The organism is Pseudomonas sp. TE3786 (assembly GCF_054057335.1).
In genome coordinates this window covers 1-17,570 of sequence record NZ_JBSRZF010000023.1, presented here as the reverse complement: position 1 = coordinate 17,570, position 17,570 = coordinate 1, and the positions used below count along the sequence as shown (strand labels likewise).

At 61.2% G+C, this 17,570-nt stretch carries 11 protein-coding genes and 1 pseudogene; 5 read left to right on the top strand and 7 right to left on the bottom strand.

Features of this window, described 5'->3' with window-relative positions; genetic code table 11:
• Positions 1-129 precede the first annotated feature (129 nt).
• The gene (gene pta, locus ACVW0Y_RS20615; protein ID WP_457440965.1) at positions 130-2,208 is read left to right on the top strand and encodes a phosphate acetyltransferase; all 2,079 of its coding nucleotides are present in this window, start codon (positions 130-132) and stop codon (positions 2,206-2,208) included.
• Between the two features lie 182 nt (positions 2,209-2,390).
• On the top strand, positions 2,391-3,299 hold the full coding sequence (locus ACVW0Y_RS20610; protein ID WP_457440964.1) for an acyltransferase: 909 nt from the start codon (positions 2,391-2,393) through the stop codon (positions 3,297-3,299).
• A 131-nt stretch (positions 3,300-3,430) separates the two neighbouring features.
• Here the strand turns inward: ACVW0Y_RS20610 and ACVW0Y_RS20605 are convergent, their stop codons facing one another.
• The 6 genes from ACVW0Y_RS20605 to ACVW0Y_RS20580 all read right to left on the bottom strand — a co-directional run bounded on the left by ACVW0Y_RS20605 (position 3,431) and on the right by ACVW0Y_RS20580 (position 13,885).
• Complete coding sequence (locus ACVW0Y_RS20605) at positions 3,431-5,563, bottom strand: EAL domain-containing response regulator (RefSeq protein WP_457440963.1); 2,133 nt, start codon at positions 5,561-5,563, stop codon at positions 3,431-3,433.
• Positions 5,544-9,317 carry a PAS domain S-box protein gene (locus tag ACVW0Y_RS20600; protein WP_457440962.1) on the bottom strand — a complete coding sequence of 1,258 codons (3,774 nt, stop codon included), beginning with the start codon at positions 9,315-9,317 and terminating at the stop codon, positions 5,544-5,546. The genes ACVW0Y_RS20605 and ACVW0Y_RS20600 overlap by 20 nt, the downstream gene beginning before the upstream one ends.
• Positions 9,318-9,617: 300 nt before the next feature.
• The gene (locus ACVW0Y_RS20595) at positions 9,618-10,304 is read right to left on the bottom strand and encodes an OmpA family protein (RefSeq protein WP_457440961.1); all 687 of its coding nucleotides are present in this window, start codon (positions 10,302-10,304) and stop codon (positions 9,618-9,620) included.
• 89 nt (positions 10,305-10,393) lie between these two features.
• Positions 10,394-11,938, bottom strand: a complete 1,545-nt coding sequence (locus ACVW0Y_RS20590; protein ID WP_457441020.1) for a DHA2 family efflux MFS transporter permease subunit — start codon at positions 11,936-11,938, stop codon at positions 10,394-10,396.
• Between the two features lie 32 nt (positions 11,939-11,970).
• Entirely contained in the window at positions 11,971-13,098 is a 1,128-nt protein-coding gene (locus tag ACVW0Y_RS20585; RefSeq protein WP_457440960.1) for an HlyD family secretion protein, read from the bottom strand.
• 151 nt (positions 13,099-13,249) lie between these two features.
• Positions 13,250-13,885, bottom strand: a complete 636-nt coding sequence (locus ACVW0Y_RS20580; RefSeq protein WP_457440959.1) for an MBL fold metallo-hydrolase — start codon at positions 13,883-13,885, stop codon at positions 13,250-13,252.
• A 158-nt stretch (positions 13,886-14,043) separates the two neighbouring features.
• On the opposite strand from ACVW0Y_RS20580, the pseudogene ACVW0Y_RS20575 reads away from it, so the two are divergent.
• Together ACVW0Y_RS20575 and ACVW0Y_RS20570 are read left to right on the top strand one after the other, a co-directional pair.
• Positions 14,044-14,332: pseudogene (locus ACVW0Y_RS20575) on the top strand (type II toxin-antitoxin system MqsR family toxin); the annotation flags it as partial.
• A 12-nt stretch (positions 14,333-14,344) separates the two neighbouring features.
• Positions 14,345-14,758: a type II toxin-antitoxin system MqsA family antitoxin gene (locus tag ACVW0Y_RS20570; protein WP_457441019.1), complete on the top strand. Its 414-nt coding sequence runs from the start codon at positions 14,345-14,347 to the stop codon at positions 14,756-14,758.
• Positions 14,759-14,806: 48 nt separating this feature from the next.
• Here ACVW0Y_RS20570 and ACVW0Y_RS20565 read toward each other — a convergent pair whose 3' ends face one another.
• Entirely contained in the window at positions 14,807-15,826 is a 1,020-nt protein-coding gene (locus ACVW0Y_RS20565; protein ID WP_457440958.1) for an AraC family transcriptional regulator, read from the bottom strand.
• A gap of 261 nt (positions 15,827-16,087) precedes the next feature.
• On the opposite strand from ACVW0Y_RS20565, the gene ACVW0Y_RS20560 reads away from it, so the two are divergent.
• The gene (locus ACVW0Y_RS20560; RefSeq protein WP_457440957.1) at positions 16,088-16,924 is read left to right on the top strand and encodes a metal-dependent hydrolase; all 837 of its coding nucleotides are present in this window, start codon (positions 16,088-16,090) and stop codon (positions 16,922-16,924) included.
• The last annotated feature ends 646 nt before the right edge of the window (positions 16,925-17,570 follow it).

Below are 17,570 nucleotides of genomic sequence, written 5' to 3'. Positions count from 1 at the left end.
TCAGCCGCGATGCTCTTTGAACCTTCAGAGCATCACGGCTAATCCCAGGAAAGCTAAATAACTGTGAGGCCCGCCCACCCGGCGGGTCTCTAATAAAAAGCGCGAACCACGCGCCGTTCAGGAATGTGCATGCAAACCTATTTTCTTGCCCCCAGCGGTTTTGGCGTTGGCCTTACCTCCATCAGTCTCGGCATGGTCGGCGCGCTTGAGCGCGTAGGTCTGCGCGTCGGTTTTTTCAAACCGGTGGCGCAACCACAGCCCGGCGACCTAGGCCCGGAACGCTCCAGCGAACTGATCGCCCGCACCCACGGCCTGCACTCCCCTACCCCGGTCAGCCTCGGCCATGTCGAACGGATGCTCGGCGAAGGCCAGCTCAATGACCTGCTGGAAGAATTCATCGGCCTGTTCCAGGACGCGGCCCGCGACAAGGATGTGGTGATAGTCGAGGGCATGGTGCCCACCGCCCACACCAGCTACGCGGCACGTATCAACCTGCACCTGGCCAAGAGCCTGGATGCCGAGGTGATTCTGGTTACCGCGCCGGAAGAGGAAAGCATCAGCGAGCTGTCCGACCGCCTGGAAATCCAGACTCAGATGTTCGGCGGCCCGCAGGACAGCTCGGTGCTCGGGGTGATCCTCAACAAGGTCCGCGATGAGCAGATTGCCGCCACCCTGCACGATCACTCGCCGCTGTTTCGCCGCAACGACTTTCGTCTGCTCGGCACCATCCCCTGGCTTGACCAGTTGAACGCCCCGCGCACCCGCGATATCGCCGACCTGCTCGGCGCCCGCGTGATCAATGCCGGTGACTACGAACAGCGGCGCATGCAGCGCATCGTGCTGTGTGCCCGCGCCGTGGCCAACACTGTGCAACTGCTCAAGCCGGGCGTGCTGGTGGTGACCCCGGGGGACCGTGACGACATCATCCTGGCCGCCTGCCTGGCCGCCACCAATGGCATGCCCCTGGCCGGCCTGCTGCTGTGCAGCGATTTCCCCCCGGACCCGCGGATCATGGAGCTGTGTCGCGGTGCCTTGCAAAGCGGCCTGCCGGTGCTGTCGGTGACCACCAGTTCCTATGACACGGCGAACAACCTCAATCGCCTGAACAAGGAAATCCCCATCGACGACCGCGAGCGCGCCGAGCGGGTCACCGACTTCGTCGCCAGCCATATCGACCATAAGTTTCTCAGCCAACGCTGCGGCGAACCCCATGAGCAGCGCATGTCGCCACCGGCATTCCGCTTCCAGCTGGTGCAGCGCGCCCAAGCGGCCAATAAACGTATCGTCCTGCCGGAAGGCAGCGAGCCGCGCACCGTGCAAGCCGCCGCCATCTGCCAGGCGCGGGGCATCGCCCAGTGCGTGCTGCTGGCCAAGCCCGAAGAGGTGCAGCTTGTTGCGCAGGCCCATGGCATCGAGTTGCCGCCAGGCCTGGAGATTCTCGACCCGGATCTGATTCGCAGCCGCTACGTCGGCCCTATGGTCGAGCTGCGCAAAGGCAAAGGCCTGAACGCCCCGATGGCCACCCAGCAACTGGAAGACCCGGTGATGCTCGGCACCATGATGCTGGCCCTGGATGAAGTGGACGGCCTGGTTTCCGGTGCCATCCACACCACCGCCAATACCATTCGCCCGGCCCTGCAACTGATCAAGACCGCCCCCGGCTACAAGCTGGTGTCCTCGGTGTTTTTTATGCTGCTGCCGGACCAGGTGGTGGTGTATGGCGACTGCGCGGTGAACCCCGACCCAACGGCCAGCGAGCTGGCGGAAATTGCCGTGCAGAGCGCCGAGTCAGCGACCGCCTTTGGCATCGAACCACGGGTGGCGATGATCAGTTACTCCACCGGCGAATCCGGCACTGGCGTGGATGTGGATAAAGTGCGCGAGGCCACGCGCCTGGCGAAACTGGCGCGGCCCGACCTGCTCCTCGATGGTCCGCTGCAATACGACGCCGCCGCCATCACCAGCGTGGCCCTGCAGAAAGCGCCAGGCAGTGCGGTGGCCGGGCATGCCACGGTATTTGTATTCCCCGACCTGAACACCGGCAACACCACCTACAAAGCCGTACAGCGCAGCGCCAACTGCGTCAGCGTCGGGCCGATGCTGCAAGGCCTGCGCAAGCCAGTGAACGACCTGTCCCGCGGGGCCATGGTGGACGACATCATTTACACGATTGCACTGACGGCGATTCAAGCCGCCAACCTGCCGTAATGCGAGTCGTAGGAGCAACTTCAGCCGCGATGCTCTTGGCGATCAAAAGCATCGCGGCTGAAGCCGCTCCTACAAAAGCGCCGCCACTTGCAGTTCCTTTGGCAATCGTTAATCTCTGCGCCTAACAACCGCCAACTTCCTCGAAAAGGCGGGCACAATAATTTCATGAGGCATCTGCCCCTATGCTGTCTTTCCTGCCTGCGCCGCTACGCGGTGTGCTCGCCACCATTCTGCTGTTCGCTAACACCCTGATCTGGTGCTGGTTTCTGTTTATTGCTGCGCTGGTGAAATTGCTGCTGCCATTCAAGCCGGTGCGCACCCTGTGCAACCTGGTGTTGAACTGGGCTGCCGAAGCCTGGATCGCCTGCAACAGCGGGTGGATGTGGCTGGTGCAAAAAACCGACTGGGATCTCAAGGGCCGCGAGCAATTCAAGTACGACGGCTGGTACCTGGTGACCAGCAACCACCAGAGTTGGGTGGACATTCTGGTGCTGCAACACACCCTCAACCGGCGCCTGCCCTTCTTCAAGTTCTTCCTCAAACAGGAGCTGATCTGGGTGCCGGTGATTGGCCTGTGCTGGTGGGCGTTGGACTTCCCCTTTATGAAGCGCTACACCAAGGCCTATCTGGAAAAACACCCGGAAAAGAAAGGCCAGGACACCGCCGCCACCCGCCGCGCCTGCGAAAAATTCAGCGATGTACCAGTGGCCATTTTCAACTTTCTGGAAGGCACGCGCTTTACCCAGGCCAAGCATGATCAGCAGAACTCACCGTTCCGCTACCTGCTCAAACCCAAAGCCGGCGGCATCGCCTTTGTGCTGGACGCGATGGGCGCGCGACTGAAATCGATGGTCAACATCACCATCCACTACCCCGAAGGTAATCCGAGTTTCTGGGCCTTTCTCTGCGGTGAAGTGCCCAAGGTGGTGGTGCGTTACCACACCCTGGAAATCCCGCGCGAGTTTCTCGGCAAGGATTACAACAGCGACGAAACCTACCGCCTGGGATTCCAGCAGTGGGTGAATAAGCTGTGGGAAGAGAAAGATGCGGAGTTGGAGCGGCTGCACCAAGAGTTTCCGCCTTCGAAGTAACGACGCCCCTTCAAAAAACCATCGTCGTCCCAGCGCAGGCTGGGACCCAGAATTGCGGAGCCATCACCACTCTTCTGAACAACTCTGGATTCCGGCCTGCGCCGGAATGACCGCAGGCGCCCCCACCCATCCTAGGGTTTGCGGTACACATCCCAATCAATCTGCGCCGGGAAGTGCAGGGTCTCCGCCACTGGCAAACCCTTGGCGACCAGAAAGCCCTGCATGATGTGGCAGCGGTGTTCCAGCAGCCAGTCGCGCTGCTCGATGGTTTCCACCCCTTCGGCAATCACCTCCAGGCCCAGATTGCGGCCCAGGTCGATGATGGTACTGACCACCGCCGCGTCCTTGGGTGAGCTGAGCATATTGGAGATAAACAGCCGGTCGATCTTCAGGGTGTCCAGTTCGAAATGACGCAGGTAAGCCAGGGATGAATAGCCGGTGCCAAAGTCGTCGATGGCGATCTTCACCCCCAGTGCGCGCAACTGGCTGAGCTGTTCGCGGGTGGTGTCGAGGTCTTGCATCAGCGCGCTTTCGGTCACCTCCACTTCCAGTTGCCGGGGCTGCAAGCCCAATTCCAGCAACACCCGGCGCAGGTCTTCGACCAACTGCGGCATACCGAACTGCACCGGGCTGACGTTAAGGCTGACCACCACCTGATCACCGAACGCTGGGCGCCAATCGCAGCACTGCTGCACGCCACGGTGGAAGATCCAGTCGCCCAGGCGATTGATCAGACGGGTTTCTTCCAGTAGCGGAATAAACACATTGGGCGCGATGGTGCCGGACACCGGATGTTCCCAGCGCAGCAGCGCTTCGAAGCCACGCAGCTTGCCGGTTTCCAGATACACCTGCGGTTGGTAGACGAGCACGAAATCGTCCTGCTCGATGGCATTGCGCAGGCTTTCTTCCAGCATCAGCCGCGAGCGCGCACGGCCGTTCATTTCCGGCGAGAAGAAGCGGTATTGTTGACGCCCGGCGCGTTTGGCTTCGTACATGGCCATATCGGCGGCACGCATCAGGCCATCGACACTACGCCCGCATTCGGGGTAGCTGGCAATGCCGATACTGGCACCCAGGGTCACGTCCATGCCGTCGACGCGATGACGCACCGACACCAGCTCGATCAGTTTTTCCGCAATCCGTGCCGCATCTTCCGGGTGTTCCAGGCCGTCGAGCAAGGCGGTGAATTCATCGCCCCCCATTCGCGCCAACACATCGTAGGGGCGCAGGCTGGAGCGCAGCAGCTCGCCCACCTGGCGCAGCACCTGATCGCCCGCCGCATGGCCCAGGGAATCGTTGATGCGTTTAAAACCATCGAGGTCGAGATACAGAATCGCCATGCGTTTGCCACTGCGGTCCAGGCGCGCCAGATTCGTTTCCAGCGCCTGATGAAACCCTCGGCGGTTGAGCAGCCCCGTGAGGGCATCGGTGGCCGCCTGGGATTCGAGCTGGGCGTACAGGTTGCGCACCACCGACATATCCAGGGCCAGAATCACCATCGAGCGCTGCAAGCGCGGCAGCGGCGAACTGGACAGCGCCACTGGCAGCACCTGACCACTCACTGCCCGCAGACCAGCGTCGTGCAGACGATAGGCCTCACCGCGCAGCCAATGTTTATAAAATTCGGAATCCTTCCATGCCGTGGGAATGCCGGAGGTTTCCAGGTAATCGAGAATGGGCGTGCCTTCGATGCCCGTCACCGTGCCGTTGAGCATGCGCGCCATGGCCGGGTTGACGAAATTGATTTTGCCCTCCTCGCTCACCACCACTATGCCTTCGGCGGCGTTCTCCAACACCGAGGCGTTGAACGCCCGCGCGCTGTCCAGCTGCTTGGAAAGCAGCTGCAGTTCATGGCGGTTGCGCTCGTGCTCCAGCAGCACATTGATCTTGTGCCGCAGCACCTGCGGGTCGAAGGGTTTGAGAATAAAGTCCACCGCGCCAGTGGCGTAGCCGCGCAACACCGAGTCCTCGGTATGAGCGATGGCGGACAGAAAGATGATGGGGGTGTAACGGGTGGCGGGGTTGCCGCGCATCAGACGCGCCACCTCGAAGCCATCCATATGCGGCATCTGCACATCCAGCAGTACCAGCCCGACATTATTGTCGAGCAGGCACTGCAGGGCGGCTTCGCCCGAGTTGACCGTGCGGACTTCCCAGGGGCTATCGCCGAGCAGGGCTTCCATGGCCACGAGGTTTTCTTCGCGATCATCGACCACCAGCAGAATCTGTTCGCTGGACTGCGGTTTAATCTGCGCTTGAGCCATTTCGTCCCTCCGATTTCGCCAACCAGCGTTGCAGCAGAACCAACAGGTCCTGGCGCGCTACCGGTTTGGCCAGATAATCATCCGTGCCCGCGGCCAAACATTTTTCGCGGTCGCCCTTCATCGCATGGGCCGTCAAGGCAATGATCGGCACCGTGCAGCCTTTCTCCTGCTTGAGCAGACGAGTGGCCGTGTAGCCATCCATGTTGGGCATCGCCATGTCCATCAGGATTACGTCAAACGTCTGTTCGGCATACGCCGCCAGGGCTTCGAAGCCGTCTCTGGCGGTACTGACTTCCAGCCCGAGCTCGTCGAGCACCGCGCTCATCGCATAGATATTGCGCACGTCATCGTCCACCAACAGCACCCGGCGCCCCTGCAACGGGTTGCTTTCGAGCACCGCTGGCTGCGGTTGTGGTTGCGCTTGCGGCTCACGCACGCTGGAAAGAAAACCCTGCACGGCCAGGCTCAGCGCTTGCAGGTCCTGACCGTTTTTCTGCACCACCACCGCCGAGTAGCGGCGCAGACGCTGCAGGCTCTGTTGGGTGACATCCACACCGGTATTCACGACCACCCGCGTATTGCTCAGAGGACGCTGGCGCGCCATGAGTTCAATCAAATCGAAGCCGTCCTGATCCGGCAAATCGAGGTCCACCACCAGGGCCGCGAACTCGTCGTTCTGGTAGGCGGTGCGGGCCTGTTCGGCGGTGGCCACGGCGGTCACGTTAAAGCCCAGCTGGCTCAGGTGCTCGCGGTAGAACTCGCGCTCGGGATCGATATCCTCCACCAGCAGCAGACGATGCTGGTCGTGCTCGTGGCGCGCCAGGTCGGTGAACACCTGTTCGAGGTCGGCACGGGCAATCGGCTTGACCAGGTAACGGGTGCCGCTGTCGTGCCAGTCATCCGGTTGCGGCACGCAGGAAATGATATGCACCGGCATACCCCGATGCTGCGGCTGGCCCCGCAGGGTGCGGTAGATCTGCCAGCCGCTGACATCCGGCAGCAGGATATCGAGGATCACCGCGGCAAATTGCTCGCGCTGCAGCAACTCGATGGCCTGGTTGCCACTGCGACAATGCACGCAGGCAAAGCCATGGGCCTGGGCTTCTTCGGCAATCAGACCGGCAAAGTTCGGGTCGTCCTCGACCACCAGCAACACCGGTCCCTGGCCTGTGCGGGTGGGTGCCGGCGTGCTGGACGGTGCGGCCTCCTGCGTGCTCTGCACCACCAGTACCGGCAGTTGCACGGTAAAGCTCGAGCCCTGCCCCGGCGCACTGTGCAGGCGCACGGTGCCTTCCAGTACCTCAACCAGTTGGCGGGTAATGGCCAGGCCCAAACCGGTGCCGCCAAAGGCGCGGCTGGTCGAGCCATCGATCTGCTGGAAGGCCTGGAACACCCGTTGATGCTGCTCGGCGGCAATGCCGATACCGGTGTCGCGGACCACAATCTTGAGCATCTCGCGGCCACCTTCCAGCGGCGTCGGCGCGCAGCTGACGGCCAGCTCCACCTCGCCGCGCTCGGTGAATTTCAGCGCGTTGGAAAGCAGATTGCGCAGAATCTGCTGCAAGCGCCCACGGTCGCTGTAGATCACCCGTGGCACTTGCGGCTCCAGGGTACTGATCAGGCGCAGGCCCTTGAGCTCGGCCATCGGCCGCAGGCTGGCGTCCAGCTCCTGGATCAGGTCGTGGACGTTCATCTGCTCCATTTTCAGTTGCACCCGGCCAGCCTCGATACGCGCCAGATCGAGCACGTCGTTGATCAGTTGCAGCAGGTCGCGGCCGGCGCGGTGAATGATGTCGGAGTGTTTCACCTGCTTGTCGTTGAGGTTGCCGGCGCTGTTCTGCTTCAGCTGCTCACTGAGGATCAGGATGCTGTTGAGCGGCGTACGCAGCTCATGGGACATATTGGCGAGGAATTCCGACTTGTAGCGGTTGGCCAGGGCCAGCTGTTCGGCCTGCTCGCGCAGCCTGGTTTCCGCTGCCTTGCGCTCACTGATATCGATGATCACTGCCTGCACCAGCACATCTTCGCCACTGCGCAGCGGCGACAGACCGACCTCCAGCGGAATCAGCCGGCCATCCTGATGACGCCCGAACAGCTCGCGGTTGTTGCCCATCTGCCGGGGCTCCGGGGAGCGCAGGAAGCTGCGGCGCATCCCCACATGCAGCTCGCGCAGCGACTCGGGCAAGAGTTTTTCCACGGCCTGCCCCAGCAGCTCGCTGCGCGGGTAGCCGAACAGTTGCTCGGTCTGTCGGTTGGCCATGGCGATATGGCCCTTGCTGTCGACCAGCACAATGGCGTTCGGCGAAGCTTCCACCACCAGGCGGAAACGTTCTTCGGCGGCCTTGCGCGCGCTGATATCGATGATCACCGCCTGCACCAGCACATCGGCACCACTGCGCAGCGGCGATAAGCCGACTTCAACCGGAATCGAATGGCCGTCCTTGTGCTGGCCGAACAGTTCCCGGTTACCACCCATTTGCCGGGGCTCAGGGGCTTTCTGAAATTCCTTGCGCATGCCGACGTGGGCGTGACGCAGAGATTCGGGCAAGAGTTTTTCCACGGCGGCCCCGACCAGCTCGTCGCGGGGGTAGCCGAACATCAGCTCGGCCTGCCGGTTGACCATGGCGATATGGCCGCTGCTGTCCACCAGCACAATGGCATTGGGCGAGGCCTCCACCACCAGGCGGAAGCGCTCTTCCCGCTCGCGCAGGCCGGCACTCAGCAGTTCGCTATTGGCCAGCGTGCGTTCCCGCAACAGCAAGTAGCCGCCCACCATCAAGCCCAACAGCACCGAGGCCAGCAGCCCCACCCACAGGTTGAACTGCAGCCGCGGGTTTTCCAGACGCCGCTCGTATTCCTGGGTGCTGCTCACCGTCAGCTGCCATTCACGGCCAAACACGTTGAGCGTGCGGGTCAACTGAAACGCCGAGTTGCCGCGATAACCACCGCTGAGCAGCGAGCCACCGTCATCCGAGTTATCCACCAGCTCGACCTGGTACAACTCGGCGCGACCGCCGAGGATGCCGTTAAGCAGATCCTGCATGCGAAAGGAGCCGGACACCGCGCCGAGAAAGCCCTGTTGACGCTCCTGTTCGCTGGTGACCGGGGCCGCGTTGGTAAACACCGGCATATACAGCACGGCACCGACCTGGGCGTCCTGATCGGTTTCCGATTTGAGTTTCAGCGGTGCCGACAACACCGCCTCACCGCCATTGCGCGCCTGGTACACCGCCTTGCGCCGCAGTGCTTCGGACAGCACATCGAAGCCCAGGCCGCGACGGTTACGCCAGTCCAGCGGGCTGGTGTAGGCGACGATCAGGTATTCCTCACGCTGCCCGGACGGGTATATGCGGAAATCCTTGCGCCCCTCACGGTGCTCGCCGTCAACAAACGCCGCCAGCTCCGGGCCGCGCAGATAACGCACCCAGGACACCGCCTGGATGCCCGGATAACGATCCTGAAGCTGCAATTGATCGGTGGCGCGCATCCATTCCTCGGCGCTGACCTGATCGCTACCCGCCAGCAATCCGGCCATACCGCGCAGCACCATTTCATAGGCACGCATACGCTCGGTGATGCTTTGCTGCACATCATCCACGCCGATGCTGAAGCGCTGCTCCTGTTCCCGCCGGCTGTTGGCTTCGAGCTCCTGCCACTGCCATACCACCAGCGCGCCCAGCCCCGCCATCAAACCGAGTGCCACCAGAAAAGGCAGCCAGGGCCGGGGGGAATGAAACCCGGGGTTTTCGTCCATGTAAGCTCCTGATCCTCCGCCAGCGCCCCTACCCCTCGGCTCTGCGCCTTGAAAGCATGGAACCCGGCCAGCAATGGCCCGCTGGGGCCATTGCGCTGAAGTCTAGACAGGAATTTGCCGCTGGGCGCTTTGCCACCCGAAGTTGAGCAATTGGTTAGGTCTCCGGTTCTCAAATATTGCAAAAGCATCGCGACTGCATGGCCGCAAAACCCGTAGGAGCGGCATCAGCCGCGATCGCTCTTAAATAAAAAAGGCCTCCGCAAGGGAGGCCTCATTTCGAATCACACTAAGTCATTGCTGCTATTGCTGGGGTGCCTGCTGCGCCTGTGGCAACGGCTTGAGATTCACCTCTACCCGCCGGTTCTGCGCACGGCCATCGGCGGTATCGTTGGTGGCAATAGGTTGATCCGGGCCATTGCCGCGGGTCGATAACCGCGAGCCATCCACGCCCTGTGAAGTCAGGTAGCTGGCCACGCTCGCAGCCCGGCGCTGGGACAGGTCCATGTTGTGCTGGCGGCTGCCGGTGCTGTCGGTGTAACCAACGATTTCAATGCTGTTCTGGTTGTACTGCTTGAACGAGGTCGCCAGGTTGTTCAGCGGGGTATAGAAGTTGCTGGCGATGTCCGAGGAATCGGTGGCGAAGGTGATATTGCCCGGCATGATCAATTTGATCTGGTCGCCATCGCGCTGCACCTGCACCCCGGTGCCTTGCATGCTGCGGCGCAGTTCGGCTTCCTGCTTGTCGGCGTAATAGCCGTAACCGGCACCAGCGGCACCGGCGACAGCGGCACCGATCAGCGCGCCCTTGCCGCGGTTGTCATGGTTGATCAGCGCACCAGCGGCGGCACCGGCCAGTGCACCGATACCACCGTATTTGGCGGTTTTGTTCGAGCTGGGCGGCTGGTTGTCATAAGGGTTCTGCGAGGCACAGCCAGCCAACAGCGCAACGGCGGTAGCGGCAATGATCAGGCGACTGAAGGTCAACATGGAAGGCGTACTCCTAAAGCGTGGTCCGCCCCGCTGGGCGGACAGCTCTTGGAGCTTAAAGTTAGCTGAAAATTCCCTGCCCTCGGGCTTCAGTGTGCATCCGCCGATGGTGCCGCCGGCAGCGCCATTTTGCGCATCAGCGGCACCAGCGCGGTGGCAATCACAAAGCAGACCATGATGCTCAGAAAGGCATCGGCATAGGTCTGGGTTTGCGCCTCGCGCAAGGTCAGACGCGCCAACTGCTGCAGGCTGCCGGTTTGCGCCTCCTCCGCGCCCATACCCAGGGCCTGGAGATTGCCGCCGACTTGCGCCAACCAGTGATTGAGCGCTTCGTTGCCGGCATTCAGGTGCTCGGCCAGCCGCTGGTAATGCAGGTTGGTGCGGTCGTTGAGAATGGTCGCACAGGCGGCAATACCCATGGCACCACCGAGGTTGCGCATCAGGTTGAACAGCCCGGAAGCATGCTTGAGCCGCGCGGGTGCCAGGCTGCCCAGGGCCAGGGTCACCGTGGGCGGCACCGTCAGTTGCTGAGCCATACCGCGCAATGCCTGGGGCAGGAGCAATTCGCCGGCACCCCAGTCATGGGTGATCGCACTGAAGTCCCACATGGAGATGGCGAACAGCGACAGGCCGATCATCATGATCCAGCGCATATCCAGACGCGCCGCGAGAATGGCGTAAAGCGGAATCGCCAGAATCTGGAACACCCCGGTGGAAAACACCGCCAGGCCAATCTGCAAGGCGCTGTAGCCACGCACATGACCGAGAAATAGCGGGGTCAGATAAATAGTGGCGAACAGGCCAATGCCCGTGACAAACGAAAAGAAGCAGCCGAGGGCAAAGTTGCGCTCCTTCAGGGCGCGCAGATCCACCACCGGGTTGGCAAAGGTCAGGCTGCGCCAGAGAAAGGCGATACCGCTCAAGCCGCAAATCCAGGCGGTGGTAAGAATGGTCGTATCGCTGAACCAGTTCCAGCGCGGCCCCTCTTCCAGGGTGTACTGCAAGCACCCGAGAAACAGCGTCATCAGGGCAATGCCCAGGTAGTCCGCGCCGCGCAGCAGAGAAAAATCGTGCTCGTCGATCCGTACCAGCAAGGGCACCGCCACGGCAACAAAAATGCCCGGCACCAGGTTGATAAAAAACAGCCAATGCCAGGAATAGTTGTCGGTGATCCAGCCGCCGATGGTCGGCCCCAGGGTCGGTGCCAGCGAGGCCAGCGCACCGATGGTGGAAGCCGCCAGCACCCGCTGCTTGCCATCGAAAAACAGAAATACGCTGGTGAATACCAGCGGGATCATCGAGCCGCCGAGAAAACCTTGCAGGGCGCGAAAGGCGATCATGCTCTGGATATTCCAGGCCGCGCCGCACAGCAGACTGGCCAGGGTAAAACCCACTGCGGACGCACAGAACAACCAGCGCGTGGACATCACCCGCGACAGCCAACCCGATAGCGGAATCACGATGATCTCGGCGATCAGGTAACTGGTTTGTACCCAGGCGGTTTCATCCGCTCCGGCGGACAAACCACCGCCGATGTCGCGCAGGGACGCCGACACGATCTGGATATCCAGCAAGGCGATAAACATGCCGACGCACATGCTGGCGAAGGCCAGGGTCTTTTGCACCGTGCTCATTGATGCCGGATTGAAGGGCACCGCGGCGCTACTCACCGGGCACGCGCCTGGGCGACGGGATCGGCCAGCTGACTATGGGTATCCACTTCAACGAGCACCGATAGCCCGGGACGCAATTGACCGAGCACGCCATCGGCGTCATCCAGGTGAATACGCACCGGCACCCGCTGGACAATCTTGGTGAAATTGCCAGTGGCATTTTCCGCCGGCAACACACTGAATTGCGCGCCGGTAGCCGGTGCCAGGCTGCCCAGGTGGCCATGGAACTCACGCCCCGGCAGGACATCGGCGCGGATACTCACGGCCTGCCCGGGCAGCATATCGGCCAGTTGGTCCTCCTTGAAATTGGCGTCCACCCACAGGCCACGAGCCGGCACCACCACCAGTAACTGCGCACCCGCCGCGGCATAGGCACCGACACGCGCCTTGCGGTTGCCGATTACCCCGTCCACCGGCGCTCGCAGTTCGGTATAGCTGAGGTTGAGCTGGGCACTTTGATGGTCGGCCTGGGCCTGGGTGAGCGCGGCACGGGCCTGTTGTTTCTGGGTAGCGATTACATCGAGTTGACGCTGGGTGGCCAGCAACGTGGCCTGGGCGCGGGCGTGTTCGGCCTGGGCCGTCTTGAAACCAGCTTCAGCACGCTGCGCACTTTCCACCGACACGGCCGAGGTTTGCACCAGACGCTGGTAACGCAGATGCTCGGCCTGGGCACGGGTCATCTCCGCCTGGGTGGCATCGATGCTGGCGCGTGCCTGGGCGATCAGCGCCTGTTGCAGCTGCGCGGTGGCGTCCAAATTGGCTAGCAAGGCTTGCTCGGCGGCCACGGCACCTTCGGTCTTCAACAGGTTTACCCGATAGTCGCGATCATCGATGCGCGCCAACAGGTCACCGGCATGCACCCACTGGTTGTCGGTCACCAGCAGCTCGGCGATATAACCGCCGACCCTGGGGCCGATCACCGTTACATCGCCGCCTACATATGCATCGTCGGTTTCCTCGATAAACCGCCCGGCAGTCCACCAGTGATTGCCATAAAAACCCAACGCCAGTACGGCACCAATCGCAATAACCGGCAACAGCAGGCGCTTGCCCAGGCGGTGCCTGGGTTTGCTCGGCAGCAGCGCGGCGCTGGGCAGTTCGGCGGTGGTCAGGCTGTTCATGGCTGTAATCCTGGTATCAGGCTTTAAATTACAGACAACATATAACTTGTTACAAGACTGCTGCAAGCAGCGTTTTCATCGCTAAGGACCAACGGCAAAACCCGCACTCGAAGGCGCGGGTTTTCAGCGAAGGTAAATTGGAAAGAAAGTTTTAAGCGCGGATATACGGGTTTTCGCGCATTTCATCGCCCAGGCGGGTATCGGGACCGTGGCCGGTGACCACCGTGGCATCTTCATCCAGGCTATACAGGCGCTGCTTGATCGAGCGCTCGATGGTGGGGAAATCACCACCCCACAAATCCGTGCGACCGATGCCGCGGCGAAACAGGGTATCGCCAGCGATCAACAACTTGGCCTCAGGAAACCAGAAACTCATCGAGCCCGGGGTATGCCCCGGCGTGTGCAACGCCACCCCGCAGCCACAGGCCAGCTCTTCGTCATCACGCAGCCACTGATCCGGTGCCGGCACGGGCGTATAGGGCACACCGAACATCTGGCACTGCATCTCCAGGTTGTCCCAGAGAAAGGCATCTTCCTCGTGCAGATGAAGGGTTGCACCCGTCTTTTCCTTCATTTGCCCGGAAGCGAGGAAATGATCCAGATGCGCATGGGTGTGGATGATGCTCACCACCTTCAGGCCATGGGCCTCCAGGCGCGCCATGATCAGATCCGGATTGCCACCCGGATCAACCACTATGGCTTTCTTGGTAACCGGATCGCCGATGATGGTGCAGTTGCACTGCAACGGGCCGACGGGGAAGGTTTCGCGGATCAGGGCGGGCTTCATGAAAACTCCTTCAAATAATCGGGCCCATTCTCGGTTCCGGACTCAGGGGCTTCAAGGGTTAACTATGCCTTGCCCATCAAGGCACATGATGCCGCTTAGCAGTAGGTAACACCAAAATTAACCTACTTGCCAAATTTAACCAAGAAGGTTACTTTCTCATGGAAAAGAGAACACCCCATACCTCGCTCACCCAGGTGAAGGCACTACTCAGGCGGGGGCGAAGTTCGAATTACCAACAGTGCAAAGATTGGAGCGACCGAATTAGGGCTCGACACATTCGACATTGTCGCCGTGGTATTGGCCCTTACGCCGACGGACTTTCACAAAAGCATGACCACCTATGCCGACCACACAGTGTGGCAAGACGTCTACCGCCCCAGCACCTGCAAGGGAGCGGTGTATCTGAAGCTGACGGTCATTGATGACTTGTTGATCGTGGCCTTCAAGGGAGCTATAAGCATGAAATGCCCTGTATGCGGTGCCGCTGAACTGGTGCATGACACCCGGGACCAGACCTACACCTACAAAGGCGAAACCACCATCATCCCCGCCGTGACAGCCGACTACTGTCCTGCGTGCGGTGAATCACTCACTAAACTCGGAGAGTCGCACCGGGTGATGACCGCCATGCGCGCCTTTTCCCAACAGGTGAACGCGTCGTTGGTCGATCCAACCTTTATCGCCAATGTGCGTAAGAAGCTGGCCCTCGACCAACGGGAAGCAGCCGAGATTTTCGGCGGTGGCGTCAACGCATTCTCCCGCTATGAAACCGGCAAAACCAAACCACCATTGGCGCTGATAAAGCTCCTGCAACTGCTGGATCGCCATCCCGAGTTACTCAGCGAAATCAGCGCATCGCCCGCAAGAAATTGATCACCCCGCTTGTCCACTGTCCATGGACCGAGGACAGCTGGAAATCACTTACCCCTCCCCCCGGTAATCACTCGGCAATTTCCCCGTCCACTTCTTGAACGCCCGACGAAAATTCGAGGCGTCGCTAAAGCCGAGCAAGTAGGCGATCTCATACAAGGGCAGCTGCGTGGTGTTGAGGTATTGCAGGGCCAAACGTTTGCGTACGTCATCCAGCACCTGTTGATAAGTAGTGCCCATCGCCGACAGGTGCCGACGCAGGCTGCGCCCACTGGTGTGCAACGCTTTGGCGGCGCTGCCTAAGTCGGGGAAGTCGCCGGGACGCGCCAGCAGCAGGCGGCGCACCCGGGTGAGCAAAGCGTCTTGCACATCCAGGCTGGCCAGCAGGGCTTCGCATTGTTGTTCGCACATCTGCACGGTGGCCGGGTTGGCCAGGGCCATGGGGCGTTGCAGGTAGTGTTGGGGGATGCTGATGCGGTGGTACGGCTGGTCGAACTGCACACGGGGACCGAACACTTCGTGGTAGCGCTCGGCATACAGTGGTGCCGGGTAGGCGAAGCCGACTTCGATGCCGTGCATTTTTTCCCCGAGCAGAAATTGCGCAATGCTGTGCAGGCTGCACAACAGCCCTTCTGCGGCAAACCGGTTCAGCGCACCCAGGGGCATTGCCTCGCTGGCGCGCAGCTCGACCCGCTCGCCATCTTCGCGGCGCTCCAGTTCATAAGCCAGCCCCAGCACGCGGTAGTACTTGAGGGCGAACTGGATGGCTTTGTCGAGGGTAGCGCTGGAGAGCACCGCGTAGCCGAGGATGCCGTGGGTCGACACATTCAGCCGCTGTCCCAGCACCAGGCCCAGGGCCGGCTCATTGCAACGGGTCAGGGCCGCGCTGGCCAGCAGGTTGAAGTCGATAAACGACAGCCTGCCGTTCGGGCTTTCCAATACCTGGGGTTTTACCCGGGCAGCTTGCAGCAGCTCATCGCGGGGTACGCCCAGCTCGGTTGCCAGCTCGATCAAGGCGCCGGCATAGGCGATGGGTACCAGCTCGGCAGCGAAATTCATGGACTGCTTCATCGTGACTAAACTTCATCGTTGTTGTTATCGGTGGCCATAAATGACGGCACGGCCCATGGATAGTCTGGCGTTCCAATGCTCAGCACCCCGCCTAAAGGTTTGGAAATTCACCCTGTAGAACGGGATTTAGCCGCGCACACGCGTTACCGGCGACACCGTTGGCCAGATATGACTCGCACATTGGCAGCTATCAACCTGTGCGCCCTTGCCCACCCCGCCCATAGTGGCAACCATGGTTAAGCAACGACTCAGGGAGTCAGCATGGTCAGCACCACACCCGAAGGACTGCAGATTCGCCCGCGCCATCTGGATTTCGACTTACCCAATCCACTACCACGGCACTGGCACAGCGGCGATGCGTTCAAGACCCATCTGTTCGATGCCATGTCGGTGTTGTTTCCCGATGGCGAGCGCTTTTTTATCGACTCGGTGCGCTATTTCCGTGACCAGATCAGCGACCCGGCGCTGAAGGAGCAGATCCGCGGTTTTATCGGCCAGGAAGGACACCACAGCCGCGAGCATCTGGAATACAGCAACCGCTTGCGCGAGCTGGGCTACAACATCACCCGCATCGAAAAACGCGCCCAGGCGCGCATCCGCTACACGCAGAAGAAGTTTTCGCCACAGCGGCAACTGGCGGCCACTGCCGCTTTGGAACATATCACCGCGATCATGGCCGACGGCCTGCTGCGTGAGCCGCGCCATCTTCAAGGCGCGCACCCCGAACTGATCCGCCTGTGGCGCTGGCATGCGCTGGAAGAAACCGAACATAAAGCGGTGGCGTTCGATGTTTACAACCAGGTGTGCGGCAGCCGCAAACTGCTGCGCCGGGCGATGCTGATGGGCACCTTCTTTTTCGTCCTCGACACCTTCCGCGGCATGACCCATATGCTCAAGCAGGACGGCCTGCTGTGGAACTGGCGGGTGTGGCGCGACGGTGTCACCTGGATGTGGGGCAAGAACGGCGTGTTTCGCCCGCTGATCAAAACCTACCTGGACTTTTTCAAGGACGGTTTTCATCCCTGGCAGCACAACAATATTGATTTGCTGCACAGCACGCGGGATGAGTTTGATGCGCCTTTAGCGCAGACCGCTTGAGTCGCTGAATAAAAAAACGCCGCCAACCTTCACGTTGCGGCGTTTTTTTATGGGCCGAATGATTCAACGTTAACCCCGTCGTCCCAGCGCAGGCTGGAACCCAGAATTCCGGAGCGATCACCGCGCCCATGAACCATTCTGCATTCCGGTCTACGCCGGAATGACGGGGGATGCTGCAAAAACTCCGTCGTCCCAGCGCAGGCTGGGACCCAGAATTCCGGAACGATCACTGCGCCCCTGAACCATTCTGGATTCCGGCCTACGCCGGAATGACGGGGGATGCCGAAAAAACTCCGTCGTCCCAGCGCAGGCTGGAACCCAGAACTCCGGAACGATCACCGCGCCCCTGAACCATTCTGGATTCCGGCCTACGCCGGAATGACGGGGATGCCGAAAAAACTCCGTCGTCCCAGCGCAGGCTGGGACCCAGAATTCCGGAACGATCACCGCGCCCCTGAACCATTCTGCATTCCGGCCTACGCCGGAATGACGGGGGATGCTGCAAAACCTCCGTCGTCCCAGCGCAGGCTGGGACCCAGAATTCCGTAACAATCACCGCGCCCCTGAACCATTCTGGATTCCGGCCTACGCCGGAATGACGGGGATGCCGAAAAAACTCCGTCGTCCCAGCGCAGGCTGGGACCCA